This is a genomic window from Terasakiella sp. SH-1 (genome assembly GCF_004564135.1).
Taxonomy (GTDB): domain Bacteria; phylum Pseudomonadota; class Alphaproteobacteria; order Rhodospirillales; family Terasakiellaceae; genus Terasakiella.
Genome location: NZ_CP038255.1, coordinates 2,278,963 through 2,291,278 on the forward strand (window position 1 = coordinate 2,278,963; position 12,316 = coordinate 2,291,278).

General features: G+C 49.3%; 12 protein-coding genes. 8 read left to right on the top strand and 4 right to left on the bottom strand.

What is annotated here, in order from left to right:
* The first annotated feature begins 1 nt into the window (after position 1).
* From E4K71_RS10490 to E4K71_RS10500, 3 genes are all read left to right on the top strand, one after another.
* A complete protein-coding gene (locus tag E4K71_RS10490) occupies positions 2-1,183 on the top strand; it encodes a GGDEF domain-containing protein (RefSeq protein ID WP_135079325.1) in 1,182 nt (393 codons plus the stop codon).
* Positions 1,184-1,271: 88 nt separating this feature from the next.
* A complete protein-coding gene (locus E4K71_RS10495; RefSeq protein WP_135079327.1) occupies positions 1,272-2,849 on the top strand; it encodes a SulP family inorganic anion transporter in 1,578 nt (525 codons plus the stop codon).
* Between the two features lie 103 nt (positions 2,850-2,952).
* Positions 2,953-3,912 carry an acetyl-CoA carboxylase carboxyltransferase subunit alpha gene (locus E4K71_RS10500; RefSeq protein WP_135079329.1) on the top strand — a complete coding sequence of 320 codons (960 nt, stop codon included), beginning with the start codon at positions 2,953-2,955 and terminating at the stop codon, positions 3,910-3,912.
* Between the two features lie 53 nt (positions 3,913-3,965).
* Here the strand turns inward: E4K71_RS10500 and E4K71_RS10505 are convergent, their stop codons facing one another.
* From E4K71_RS10505 to E4K71_RS10515, 3 genes are all read right to left on the bottom strand, one after another.
* The gene (locus tag E4K71_RS10505; RefSeq protein ID WP_135079331.1) at positions 3,966-4,370 is read right to left on the bottom strand and encodes a hemerythrin domain-containing protein; all 405 of its coding nucleotides are present in this window, start codon (positions 4,368-4,370) and stop codon (positions 3,966-3,968) included.
* A gap of 12 nt (positions 4,371-4,382) precedes the next feature.
* Positions 4,383-5,435 carry a quinone-dependent dihydroorotate dehydrogenase gene (locus E4K71_RS10510; protein WP_135079333.1) on the bottom strand — a complete coding sequence of 351 codons (1,053 nt, stop codon included), beginning with the start codon at positions 5,433-5,435 and terminating at the stop codon, positions 4,383-4,385.
* A gap of 71 nt (positions 5,436-5,506) precedes the next feature.
* Positions 5,507-6,109 (bottom strand): tetratricopeptide repeat protein, encoded by a 603-nt coding sequence (locus tag E4K71_RS10515; protein WP_135079335.1) that lies wholly within the window; start codon positions 6,107-6,109, stop codon positions 5,507-5,509.
* A 170-nt stretch (positions 6,110-6,279) separates the two neighbouring features.
* Between E4K71_RS10515 and E4K71_RS10520 the strand changes: the two genes are divergently transcribed.
* The 5 genes from E4K71_RS10520 (at position 6,280) to E4K71_RS10540 (ending at position 11,064) form a co-directional block, all read left to right on the top strand.
* Positions 6,280-6,942 carry a tetratricopeptide repeat protein gene (locus E4K71_RS10520; RefSeq protein WP_135079337.1) on the top strand — a complete coding sequence of 221 codons (663 nt, stop codon included), beginning with the start codon at positions 6,280-6,282 and terminating at the stop codon, positions 6,940-6,942.
* Positions 6,943-6,954: 12 nt separating this feature from the next.
* Positions 6,955-8,310 (top strand): PQQ-binding-like beta-propeller repeat protein, encoded by a 1,356-nt coding sequence (locus E4K71_RS10525; protein ID WP_240796793.1) that lies wholly within the window; start codon positions 6,955-6,957, stop codon positions 8,308-8,310.
* A gap of 75 nt (positions 8,311-8,385) precedes the next feature.
* Positions 8,386-9,816 carry a ribosome biogenesis GTPase Der gene (der, locus tag E4K71_RS10530; protein WP_135079339.1) on the top strand — a complete coding sequence of 477 codons (1,431 nt, stop codon included), beginning with the start codon at positions 8,386-8,388 and terminating at the stop codon, positions 9,814-9,816.
* Between the two features lie 77 nt (positions 9,817-9,893).
* Positions 9,894-10,667 carry a potassium channel family protein gene (locus E4K71_RS10535; protein WP_135079341.1) on the top strand — a complete coding sequence of 258 codons (774 nt, stop codon included), beginning with the start codon at positions 9,894-9,896 and terminating at the stop codon, positions 10,665-10,667.
* 1 nt (position 10,668) lies between these two features.
* Complete coding sequence (locus E4K71_RS10540; protein WP_135079343.1) at positions 10,669-11,064, top strand: BLUF domain-containing protein; 396 nt, start codon at positions 10,669-10,671, stop codon at positions 11,062-11,064.
* Positions 11,065-11,139: 75 nt separating this feature from the next.
* Here E4K71_RS10540 and E4K71_RS10545 read toward each other — a convergent pair whose 3' ends face one another.
* Entirely contained in the window at positions 11,140-12,315 is a 1,176-nt protein-coding gene (locus E4K71_RS10545; RefSeq protein WP_135079345.1) for a VWA domain-containing protein, read from the bottom strand.
* Position 12,316 lies beyond the last annotated feature (1 nt).

Genomic DNA, 12,316 nt, shown 5'->3' on the forward strand with positions numbered 1-12,316 from the left:
AATGAGCGCCTATACAAATCCAGAAAAACTGCCAAATGGGGTCTTCAACCCGATTAAATGGTTGAAGGCCAACAGTGACCTGTTCACGCCCCATCGCCATTCTGAACATATCCAGCGCCACCGCTCGCGTATTATTGCCAGCCGGGTTGGGTTTCTCAGCCTCCTTTTTGCCATCACCGTCCCCTTTGGTATCGGGCTGGACCTGATGGCTTTTGCCTGGCCCTATTGGGGGTTACTGGCGCTTTTACGTGTCAGTTCGGCCTTTTTCTTTTTCTGGCTCTATCGCCTTGCGCCAACATTCAGCCAGATGAAAAATGTGTATCTGCTGATTTGTGGCATGTTTGCCATTCCCCTGGTCTTTTATCTCATTTCCCACCCCTTCTTGCTCAAAATGGATCATACCCATCTCGGTGAAATTCTCACCGGGGTTTATGAACTCACTCCATATATTATTGTCGCAGGCATGAGTATCTTCCCACTCGCCGTTGTCGAGACTTTAAGCGTAGGCGGCATTGTCTTTCTGATTGTCATTCTAGAGGCCATCCAGCAATCATCTCTTGATATTGAGGGTTTTATCAAAGCAATCTGGCTGATGGTTGTCTTTTTGGGGATTTCATTGATTTCCGGCACCAGCCAGTTGCAGTATCTGATTTCACTGGTCAATGATACCCTGCGCGACAGCCTGACCGGGGCCTATACCCGCCATTCAGGGGAAGAATTCCTTGATCTGCAATATCGTATGGCCATACGCAACGAAACCGCCCTGGTTGCCTTATTTATTGATATTGATAACTTCAAACCCGTAAATGACAAATATGGTCATGCCCGCGGTGATGATGTGCTGAAGCAATTTTCAGAAAAGCTATTTCATTGCCTGCGCCGCACCGACCTTCTCATTCGTTGGGGGGGCGAGGAATTCCTTTTGCTCTTACCCAATACCCCCAAAGATAATCTAAATGTCATTTTAGACCGTATTCAGGAAAAAGAATTTGGCGAGCGCCCTGACGGCAAACCGTTAACTGTCAGTATCGGTGTTGCAGAACTGCATGAAGATGGCTGTAAGGACTGGATGGAACTGGTTGAAACCGCCGATACGCGCATGTATGAAGCCAAGCGTTCCGGGCGTAATCGCATCATCACCATGGATGCTTCTCTTAACCGTATCCCCTTTATTCAGGCATAGATTCTATTTGCGGTCATAGCCGAATACTGCTATGACCCGCATAATTTTTTGCATTGCACAATAGATTTTTATCCTGAGGTTCCCCCTTATGTTTCAGCTTGTCTCCAAAGCATCCGCCAACGCGCGTGTGGATCTTCTCTCCGGTTTGACAGTGGCGCTTGCCCTTGTCCCGGAAGCCGTTGCCTTTGCCTTTGTTGCTGGTGTTCACCCGCTTGTCGGTCTTTATGCCGCCTTCATGGTCGGCTTGATCACAGCTGTTTTTGGCGGTCGCCCCGGTATGATCAGTGGGGCAACAGGGGCCTTGGCCGTTGTCATGGTGACACTGGTTGCCCAACATGGCGTGGAATATCTTTTTGCCACTGTCGTGCTGATGGGGATATTACAGGTCATTGCAGGCGCACTTCATCTGGGGAAATTCATCCGCCTTGTACCGCACCCCGTGATGTTAGGTTTTGTCAACGGTTTGGCCATTGTGATTTTCCTGGCCCAGCTCGGCCAGTTTAAGGTTGAAGATGTCACAGGTCAGCTGCAATGGATGACAGGCGAGCCCCTTTACCTCATGCTTGGCCTTGTCCTTGTGACGATGGCGATTATCAAATATCTGCCCAAATTCACAACCTTAATCCCTGCCCCGCTCGCAGCAATTGCCGTGGTCTCTCTCGTGGTGATTTACGGCGGATTGGATACACGCACAGTGGGTGACATGGCAAGCATTGCCGGGGGCCTGCCGGAATTCCATATCCCAAGCGTTCCCCTGAACCTTGATACTCTTTACATCATCCTGCCTTATGCCGTCATTCTGGCTGCGATTGGCTTGATTGAATCCCTGCTAACCCTGACACTGGTGGCGGAACTGACTGAAACACGTGGTCGTGCCTCTCAAGAATGTATGGCTCAAGGGGCTGCAAACATCGCAACAGGTTTCTTTGGTGGTATGGGCGGTTGTGCGATGATCGGTCAATCCATGATCAACGTGAACTCTGGCGGTCGTGGCCGTCTGGCAGGTATTGCAGCAGCTCTCTTCCTGCTCTCCTTCATCCTGTTTGCCTCCCCTTTGATTGAACAAATCCCGCTGGCAGCTCTCGTCGGTGTGATGTTCATGGTGGTCATCGGCACCTTTGAGTGGAGTTCGTTTAGGATCCTGACCAAAATTCCGCGCACAGATGCGTTTGTATTGATTTTGGTTTCTGGTGTAACCGTGATCAGTGACCTGGCAATTGCCGTTGTCGTCGGTGTCATTGTCTCTGCCCTTGTCTTTGCCTGGAAAGCGGCCAAGCGCATTGATGTCAGCACTGAAATGTTACCCAATGGTTCCAAAGTCTATCGACTGCACGGCCCATTGTTTTTTGGCTCCATCGCCAGCTTTAAAGAACTGTTTGATCCAAAGAATGATCCCGATGATGTGGTGATTGATTTCGTAGAATCGCGTGTGTGGGATCATTCAGGTCTGGAAGCCATTGATGCCTTGGCTGATCGCTATCTAAAAGCAGGTAAGCAACTCCATCTGCGCCATCTTAGCCCGGACTGTCAGGTTCTGTTGGAAAAGGCAGGCGACATGGTTGAAATCAACGTGATTGAAGACCCGCTTTATGGGGTTGGCGTGGATTACCCGCAAGATGCTGACAAAAAAGTCAGCAGCCATATCAGCCCAAGCCAAACCAGCTAATACTTAAAAAGCTTGCATTCTGTGAACCGCTGGCGCAAAAAGAGCGTCGGCGGTTTCTTTTTGCCTCCATTTCTTTACGACTATTTGCCAGCTTGAGGGTTTCATGCATACGTATCTTGATTTCGAAAAGCCAATTGCCGAATTGGAAGGTAAGATTAAAGAGCTGCGCCACGTCAGTGCCTCTGGTGAAGAAATCAATATCGCAGAAGAAGTCGGTCGCTTGCAGAACAAAGCTGAAAAGCTGCTGCAAAACACCTATTCCAAACTGACACCCTGGCAAAAAACACAAGTTGCCCGCCACCCCGAACGCCCGCATACCGTTGATTATATCGAAAACCTGATCGAAGATTTCACCCCGCTGGCAGGGGACCGTCTTTATGCAGAAGATTGTGCCATCGTCGGTGGCCTTGGCCGTTTTGAAGGCCATAGCGTTGTTGTTATGGGCCATGAAAAAGGCAATACCACGGAAACACGCGTCAAACATAATTTCGGCATGGCAAAACCCGAAGGCTACCGTAAAGCCCAACGTTTAATGGATATGGCTGAACGTTTTAACCTGCCGATCATTACTTTTGTCGATACCGCAGGGGCCTTCCCCGGTGCCGATGCAGAAGAGCGCGGCCAGTCTGAGGCCATTGCCCGTTCCATTGAAAAATGCCTGCAAGTCAAAGTGCCCTTTACCTCACTGATTATCGGTGAAGGGGGCTCAGGGGGTGCAATTGCCATTGCCTGTGCCAACGATATCTACATGCTGGAACATTCCGTTTATTCCGTTATTTCACCGGAAGGCTGTGCTTCTATTTTGTGGCGTTCCAATGACTATACAGAAATGGCTGCTGATGCCCTGAATATCACGGCACAAGACCTGCACCGTCTGGGTGTCATTAACGATGTGATTGACGAACCGCTTGGTGGTGCACACCGTAGCCCGCAAGAAACCTATGAGTCTGTACGCAAGGTGATCGACAATTCCATTCGCGGACAGCTTAAACACGATGGCGGTGTCCTGAAAGCCCAGCGCCGTGAGAAATTTCTCGCCATGGGTCGCCTGAGCGGGGCTTAAGATCAAAAAACAACGTCATCCTCGCGCATGCGGGGATGACGTTCTATCTACTCTCAGCTTTTGATCAACTGGTCATAATGTTCATAGATGACCTGTTCTTCATTGCGGATGCGTTGTGTCAGCAAGGATAAGAATTCTGTAAAGTCGGCTTCGAACTGATGGCTTTGCGCTGCATTTTCATATTTATCAAAAAATGCCAGTGCCTTTTCGCTTACCGCCTGAATATCTTTCATAAACAGGTCAACGGTTTCAGCCAGTTTTTCGTCGTTTTGCGCAGCCTCTTGCAAAACGGGATACAGCTCTTCATCCTCACGTTTAAGATGGGTCAGGAAAGATTCCTTTGCTGCAATCAAGCGCTCACGCCCATCCGGGGTATGCGCACCATAGAGCATGACTTCGCTTAAAATTTGCGCGATATTCAGATGCTCAGCTTTTAAAATACGGATCAAATTTGACATGGGCTGAGTCTATCACAAATCCACACCAACAGCCTGAGAAATATTTTCAAAACCATCAGCCTTCAACCGGGTAATCAGGCCCCGATTGATCTCGCCAACCAATTCCAGCCCGCCATAAACCAAAGCAGAATACAACTGAACCAGTGAAGCCCCGGCACGGATTTTGGCATACGCCTGATCCGCGTTTGAAATACCGCCAACCCCGATAATCGGGAAACGGCCATCAACCAGTTTTGCGATTTCTTTTAACACCTGGGTTGACGGTTCAAACAAAGGCTGGCCACTCAAGCCACCGCCTTCGCCCTTATCAGCACTTTTCAACGTATCAGGGCGTTCAATGGTGGTGTTGGAAACAATCATCCCGTCAATCCCTGTTTCAAGGGCCGCTTCCACAATATCCGCCTTGTCTTCATCGGTCAGATCCGGGGCGACTTTTAACAACAAGGGCGCTTTGCCTGTATTCACCACGCTATTGCGTGCTTCCAAAACCGGGGCAAGCAGGGCAATCAATTGATCTTTGCCTTGCAGGGCACGCAAGCCGGGTGTGTTGGGTGAAGACACATTCACCACCAGATAATCAGACAAGGGAGCCAGGGCTTTGGTACCTGCAACATAATCAGCAACCGCATCTTCCTGCGTTTTGTTTTTCCCAAGGTTTGCCCCAACGATGCCAACGCGTTGACGTGCTCTCAACCGGGCCGCCACAGCATCCAGACCTTCGTTGTTAAAGCCCATGCGGTTGATTACAGCCTTGTCATCACTTAAGCGAAACAAGCGTGGCTTGGGGTTGCCCGGCTGCGCCAATGGGGTAACAGACCCCACTTCGGTAAAGCCAAAACCTTGATTGAGGATTGCATCAGGCACTTCCCCATTTTTATCAAACCCTGCGGCCAACCCCACCGGGTTTTGAAAATCCATTCCCCACAGCGTTTGCACCAAAACCGGGTCCTCAACCGCAGACGTTTTCGGCAAAATGCCGTTTTTCAAGGCGCTGATGGCAAGACCGTGTGCTTTTTCAGGCGACACTATACGTAAAAGCGGACCAGCCAGTGCATAAAGACCCATGGGAATGTTCCTTAAATCAAATCGAATCAATCGCGCCTGACCTTATAGAAAACCCGACCAAAGGGCAATCGCTAACGCGCCTTCCAACGGGCCACACGTTTGCGTGCCTGTTCACGGTCAAACCGGCTCATGACCGCATCCATTTCCGCCAGGGCAACTGTGGGGTCAAAACGTGGGTCTTCTGCACGAACCAACGCTGCTTTACGGTTTGACAGAAGGAACCATTTATATGCCTCAATATAATTATCCTTGCGCTCCCATCCATCACGATAGGCAATGCCAAGGAAATATTGCGCCCGCACGTCGCCTTGGGCCGCAGACTTTCGAAACCAGCTCATCGCTGCAGGTAAGTCGTTTTCCACGCCCTGGCCATTCATATAAAGCTGTGCCAGTTTGTATTGTGCACCTGCATGCCTGCCCTTTGACGCGGCAACACGAAACCATTTTTGTGCCGTCAAATAATCTGCCCGAGCATTTTGATAATAAATTCCCAATTGGTATTGCGCTTCTGCATCACCTTGCCTGGCCTGTTTTCGCCATAATTTAATCTGTTCTGTCCGGCCCAGTTCCGCTTGGGCTTTTTGGGCCTCTTCTTCCCAGTTTTTGCCGATAACATAGCCAACCACCGTCAAAATGGTCAGTCCCAAAGCAAGCAGGTACAAAGTACGTTTCATCGGTTGTTCTTCTCAAATTCAATCGGGCGATTTTCTATTTTTATCAGCTTGTCCTTATTTTGGTCACAAAAAAACAAATTTTCCCGCATGGAAAGTGAAAGCGCATTTGCATTGGCGGTGTTGAAAAGCTATGTTATCGCAACGATTTTGAATTTTTAGGAATATGAGCTGTGGCTGAAGAAGACGCTTCCGTAAACAATCTTTTTAAAGAAATTGATGAAGAACTACGCCAGGACAAAGCGACCCTGCTGTGGAAACAATATGGCAGCACTTTAATCGCTGCGATTGTAGCTGTGGTTATTGCCGTGGCTGGCTATGAAGGCTGGAAAGCGTATGACATGAACAAGCGTGAAAAACTGGGCAATCAATATGCCGCTGCGCTTGAGCTTGCCCGTCAAAATAATTTTGATGAAGCCTCCACTGCCTTTCAAGCCCTGGCAGGTCAAGGCAGCGGCTATAGCGCACTGGCCCGTATGCAGGCCGCAGGTCTTTTGGCCCAACAAGGCAAAGAGAAAGAAGCCTCAGACGCTTATTTTCTGATTGCCCAAAATGGCGAAATTGATCCTATCTTTCGCGATATGGCCCTGATTTTAGGCACGCTCAATGGTTTGGATACCATGGAAGGCGCAGACATCGTTCGTCGTTTGGAAACACTGGCTGCTGGTGCAAACCCGTGGCGTCACAGTGCACAGGAAATCATCGCCTTTGCCGAAGCGAAAGCCGGCAACACAGCCAAAGCTGCTGAAATGATGAAAACCCTGGCCGAAGATGCCAGCGCCCCTCCCGGTGTGCGCCAACGCGCAGGCGAATTTGCCCAAGCTTACGCAAACTAAAGATAAAACAACATGAAAACGTTCCTTCAAGATACGGAGACCCCAAAGATGTTACGCCGTTTTCTCATGGCAGGACTCTGCACCATCACGCTGAGTGGATGTAGCGATATGTGGTTTGGGGAAAATGAAGCCCCGCCTTTGCCGGGTGAACGTATTTCCGTACTCCTGCATGAACGCGCTGTCAAACCCGATCCGAATCTGGACGGACGGGAAGTTCTGCTGCCCCCACCGGCACCAAACCTGAACTGGCCGCAAGCTGGTGGTTTTGCCAACCATGCCATGCATCATATCGAAGTGGCCCAGAACCTGAGCAAGGCATGGCGCACCAGTGTGGGGGCTGGTTCTGATGATTCAGAACGGATTGTGGCCCAACCGATCGTGGCTGATGGCAAGATTTTCACCGTTGATTCTGAAAATATGGTCAGCGCCTTTAATGCAGATACGGGCGAAAAAATCTGGGAACAGGAACTGACCCCGGAACATGAAGATGACGGTCACATTTCCGGTGGCCTGGCCTATGACAATGGTCGCCTGTATGTGGCAACCGGATTTGCCCTGCTGTTTGGAATTGAAGCCAAGACGGGTAAAACCATCTGGGTCAGCAAAACAGATGCCCCCATGCGTGCGGCCCCAACCGCACGGGGAAATCGTGTTTTTGCCATTACTCTCAATAACGAACTGGTTGCCTATGATGGTCGTAACGGGAATAAGCTATGGGACCACAAAGGCATTGCCGAAACCGCCAGCATTTTGGGCGGGGCCAGCCCGGCAGTAGATCAAGGTGTTGTGGTCGCGGCCTTTTCCTCCGGTGATATTGTGGCCTTGAAAGTTGAAAACGGCCAACAGATTTGGGTGGAAAGCTTAACCGGTGCACGCCGTGTGGATGCTATTTCAGCCCTCACCGCCATTCGGGGGCGTCCGATTATTGATCGGGGCCGGGTGTATGCCATTTCCAACTCCGGGACGTTCACAAGTATTGACTTGAAGACCGGGCGTCGTTATTGGTCCAAGGAAATTTCAAGTCAGGAAACACCGTGGATTGCGGGTGATTATCTATATGTTGTTACCCCGAATGCAGAACTCCTGTGTGTAAACCGTTTGGATGGTAAAATTCACTGGGTTACGCTCCTTCCCCGATGGGAAGACCCGGAAGAGCGCACAGGCAACCTGACCTGGAGCACACCGATTTTGGTCTCTGATCGTTTGATCGTAGCGGGCAGCAATGAACAAGCCTATTCTTTCTCCCCTTATAGCGGAGAGCTTTTAGGCCGTGTTGAAATGCCCGATAAGATCATCGTTCCACCATTGGCAGCCAATGGGTCTTTGTACTTCCTGTCTGATGGTGCAGACCTGGTTGCATATCGCTAAGACCTGAAGTCTTAAGCGTTTCATGTGTCCCCTTGTGTAAACAAGGGGCATGGTACAGTTATAGGAAATAACGTTATGCCCTTTACCGTGGCAATTGTTGGTCGCCCTAATGTAGGGAAATCAACCCTGTTTAACCGTCTTGTCGGCAAGAAGCTCGCCATTGTCGATGACACTCCCGGCGTGACACGTGATCGTCGTGAAGGCATGGGGCGTGTTGGCGATCTTGAATTCAAGGTTATTGATACCGCCGGGCTGGAAGAAGCCTTTGATGATTCGCTGGAAGCGCGCATGCGCCAACAAACAGAACTTGCCCTGGATGAAGCCGACATCACCTTGTTCATGATTGATGCGCGTGCGGGCATTACCCCACTGGACAGCCATTTTGCCGACTGGCTGCGTGGGCGCGATAAAGAAGTCGTCCTGCTCGCCAATAAATGTGAAGGCAGTGCGGCTGATAACGGTCTTTACGAAGCCTATGGTCTGGGACTGGGCGATCCCTATCCATTTTCAGCAGAACATGGCGTGGGCATGAACAATGTCTATGATGCCATTCAACCCATTTATGATAAATGGATGGAAGACAACGCCGCCCTGATTGAAGAGGAAAAGCTTCTCTCACGCGTGCAGACCCGCACCATCATCACCGAAGATGGTGAAGAGATTGAAGAAGAAGACTTTTCAAAATCCCCACTGCAAATTGCCATTGTCGGGCGCCCCAATGTCGGTAAGTCCACCTTGATCAATCGCCTTTTGGGGACAGAACGCCTGCTTACCGGGCCGGAAGCCGGGATTACACGTGACTCGATTGCACTGGACTATGAAGTCGATGGCCGCAAGATCAAGCTGATTGATACAGCTGGTATGCGCAGACGTACCAAGGTCAATGAGAAAGTCGAAACTCTGTCTGCGGCAGATTCGCGTCGGGCCATCCGTTTTGCCCAGATCGTCTGCCTGGTATTAGATTCCAACGTTATGTTGGAAAAGCAAGATTTGGTCATTGCCAAGGAAACCATTGATGAAGGCCGCGCACTTGTCATCGTCTGTAACAAATGGGACGATGTGAAAGAGCGTAAGGAAGCCCTGCAAAAACTGTCAGACCGGATGGAAACATCCATGCCACAAGTACGTGGCATTCCGGTTATTACACTTTCTGCCAAAACAGGAAAGGGAACAAACAAGCTCTTTCCTGCGATTTTCAAACTCTACGAAAACTGGAATGCGCGGGTACCGACCGGACAGCTCAATCGTTGGTTGGAACAAATGACCGAAATGCATCCCCCGCCCCTGGCCTCTGGTCGTCGACTACGCCTGCGTTATATGACACAGGCCAAAACCCGTCCGCCGACCTTTGTCATTTTTGCCAATAAGCCAGGGGACCTGCCGGGTTCGTACCTGCGCTATCTTGCCAATGGCATTCGCGAAGATTTCGAGATTGATGGCGTCCCCATCCGTGTCATGCTTCGTAAAGGCGACAACCCTTACGAGAGCAAGAAAAAGAAACGCTAAAACGCCATAACCCTGCACTTGATGCAGGGTTATTTCTTTTGGTAAGGTTTCAAAAAAGAGAAGGTGGGACAGGCGCAATGGCAAAGATACGCCAATCGTTAAGAGACCTCTATTACGGGGATTCAACAACAGCTTTATATTTTCGATACAGCCTGTTGGTTTTTGATGTGGTGACGATCAGCTTCTTTATCGTTGCTTCCATGATTGAACATAATGAAACCTTCTTGATGTTCGATTACGCCATCGCCGTTATCCTGATTATTGATTATTTTGCCCGCATGATTGCCGCCAACAATCATTGGCGTTTTATCATTCGCCCCATGAATTTGGCTGATGTAATTGTCATTGCCACCTTGCTTGCCCCCCTATGGATCGAAAATTTTGCCTTTTTAAGGGTGGTGCGGGCCTTGCGCTTGCTGCGTTCTTACCATGTGCTCAAGGATTTTCGCGATCAGTTCAGCTTCTTTCGCGAACACGAACAGATTTTAATGAGCATCTTGAATTTGATGGTCTTTATTTTCTTTGTGACCGCCCTGGTCTATGTGTTTGAAGTTGACCAAAACGATCAGATCAATACCTATATTGATGCGCTTTATTTCACGGTGACGACCCTGACGACAACAGGATTTGGGGATATCACATTGGAAGGCCCCTTTGGGCGCATGCTCAGTGTCATTATCATGGTTTTTGGAATTTCGCTGTTCTTGCGCCTTGTCCAAACCATCTTTCGCCCCGCCAAAGTCAACCATACGTGCCCGATTTGTGGCCTGCAACGTCACGAACCGGATGCGGTCCATTGTAAACATTGTGGTGAAACCCTACATATTAGAAATACCGGGGATGTAATCTAAAATGATACAGCTATTTTACTATTCAAAAGCAGCCCGCAATATAAAATCGAAAGACATCGAAGATATTATCGAAGTCGCACGGCGCGAAAACATCAAACGCAATATCACAGGCGTTTTGATTTATCATAACAGCATCTTTGTTCAGGTTCTGGAAGGGGAGAAAGACGACGTTTACCAGCTGTTAGAAAACATCAAACGCGATGAACGCTGCACAGGTGTCAGTGTCTTAATGGAACAAATTGTTGATGAACCCGCCTTCAAAGACTGGTCCATGGGCTATTTGAATGCACCCGTCATGGGCATTGGGGTTAAATCAATTGCCGAAGTCGCCAGTGACTTAAAAGACGATGATAAATGGATCAGCACCTTCGTTGAGGAATGTCTTAAACTCGGCTGATAATAAGGTCATCCTCACGTATGCGGGGGTCTCTTCGCCCTATAGATTCCCAATCAAGTTGGGAATGACTATTCACTATTTATTCAGCTCCTGAATCGCCAGATCAATCCCCTCCAGCGTTAAGGGATACATGCGATCACTCATCAACTGCTTAATCATCTGAATGGACATGGTGTGACGCCACCAGTTTTGTTGCACCGGGTTAATCCAGACGGCATGGGGGTAGACCTGAAGCACCCGTTCCATCCAAACCGCACCAGCCTCTTCATTCCAATGTTCCACCGCCCCGCCGGGATAGCTGATCTCATAAGGGCTCATGGACGCATCACCGACAAAGATCACCTTATAATCACTGGGATAGGTATGCAGCACATCCCATAGGGGGATCACATCGTTATGGCGACGTTTGTTATCTTTCCACACCCCTTCATAGATGCAGTTGTGGAAATAAAAATATTCCAGATGTTTAAATTCTGTACGGCAGGCAGAAAACATCTCTTCACAGACTTTGACATAATCATCCATGGACCCGCCAACATCAAAGAACAACAGAACCTTCACCGCATTGTGGCGTTCTGCTACCATCTTGATATCCAGAAATCCCTTGTGGGCTGTGGATTTAATAGTGTCATCCAGATCAAGCTGGGTCGCCGCCCCTGTGCGGGCAAATTTACGCAAACGACGCAGCGCCACCTTGATATTGCGCGTGCCCAGTTCTACTTGGTCATCAAGATTTTTAAATTCACGCTTATCCCAAACTTTCACTGCCCTGCGATGGCGTGATTCATGCTGACCAATACGGATACCTTCCGGGTTATAACCATAGGCACCGAAAGGCGAGGTACCTGCCGTGCCAATCCATTTATTGCCGCCTTGATGGCGTTTTTTCTGTTCTTCAAGACGCTTTTTAAGCGTCTCCATCAGATTATCCCAACCGCCCAAGGACTCAATCTGCTTTTTCTCTTCTTCGCTTAGAAATCGTTCCGCCATCTTGCGCAGCCATTCTTCGGGGATTTCATGGGCATCGCCTTCCGAAGGTGCCTCCAATCCCTTGAACACATGGCCGAACACACGGTCAAACTTATCCAGATGCCGTTCATCCTTAATCAAAGCCGAACGTGCCAGATAATAAAAATCATCCAGCGAATATTCTGCGACACCCTTGTCCATAGCCTCCATCAACAAAAGATATTCTTTTAAGGAGACCGGGACATTGGCCTGTTTAAGTTCGAAGAAGAGATTGAGAAACATA

What these genes read in the sequence shown, in the direction of transcription:
- E4K71_RS10490 (WP_135079325.1), top strand. Translation starts at nt 2, where the DNA reads ATGAGCGCCTATACAAATCCAGAAAAACTGCCAAATGGGGTCTTCAAC.
- E4K71_RS10495 (WP_135079327.1), top strand. Translation starts at nt 1,272, where the DNA reads ATGTTTCAGCTTGTCTCCAAAGCATCCGCCAACGCGCGTGTGGATCTT.
- E4K71_RS10500 (WP_135079329.1), top strand. Translation starts at nt 2,953, where the DNA reads ATGCATACGTATCTTGATTTCGAAAAGCCAATTGCCGAATTGGAAGGT.
- E4K71_RS10505 (WP_135079331.1), bottom strand. Translation starts at nt 4,370, where the DNA reads ATGTCAAATTTGATCCGTATTTTAAAAGCTGAGCATCTGAATATCGCG.
- E4K71_RS10510 (WP_135079333.1), bottom strand. Translation starts at nt 5,435, where the DNA reads ATGGGTCTTTATGCACTGGCTGGTCCGCTTTTACGTATAGTGTCGCCT.
- E4K71_RS10515 (WP_135079335.1), bottom strand. Translation starts at nt 6,109, where the DNA reads ATGAAACGTACTTTGTACCTGCTTGCTTTGGGACTGACCATTTTGACG.
- E4K71_RS10525 (WP_240796793.1), top strand. Translation starts at nt 6,955, where the DNA reads ATGAAAACGTTCCTTCAAGATACGGAGACCCCAAAGATGTTACGCCGT.
- der (WP_135079339.1), top strand. Translation starts at nt 8,386, where the DNA reads ATGCCCTTTACCGTGGCAATTGTTGGTCGCCCTAATGTAGGGAAATCA.
- E4K71_RS10535 (WP_135079341.1), top strand. Translation starts at nt 9,894, where the DNA reads ATGGCAAAGATACGCCAATCGTTAAGAGACCTCTATTACGGGGATTCA.
- E4K71_RS10540 (WP_135079343.1), top strand. Translation starts at nt 10,669, where the DNA reads ATGATACAGCTATTTTACTATTCAAAAGCAGCCCGCAATATAAAATCG.
- E4K71_RS10545 (WP_135079345.1), bottom strand. Translation starts at nt 12,315, where the DNA reads ATGTTTCTCAATCTCTTCTTCGAACTTAAACAGGCCAATGTCCCGGTC.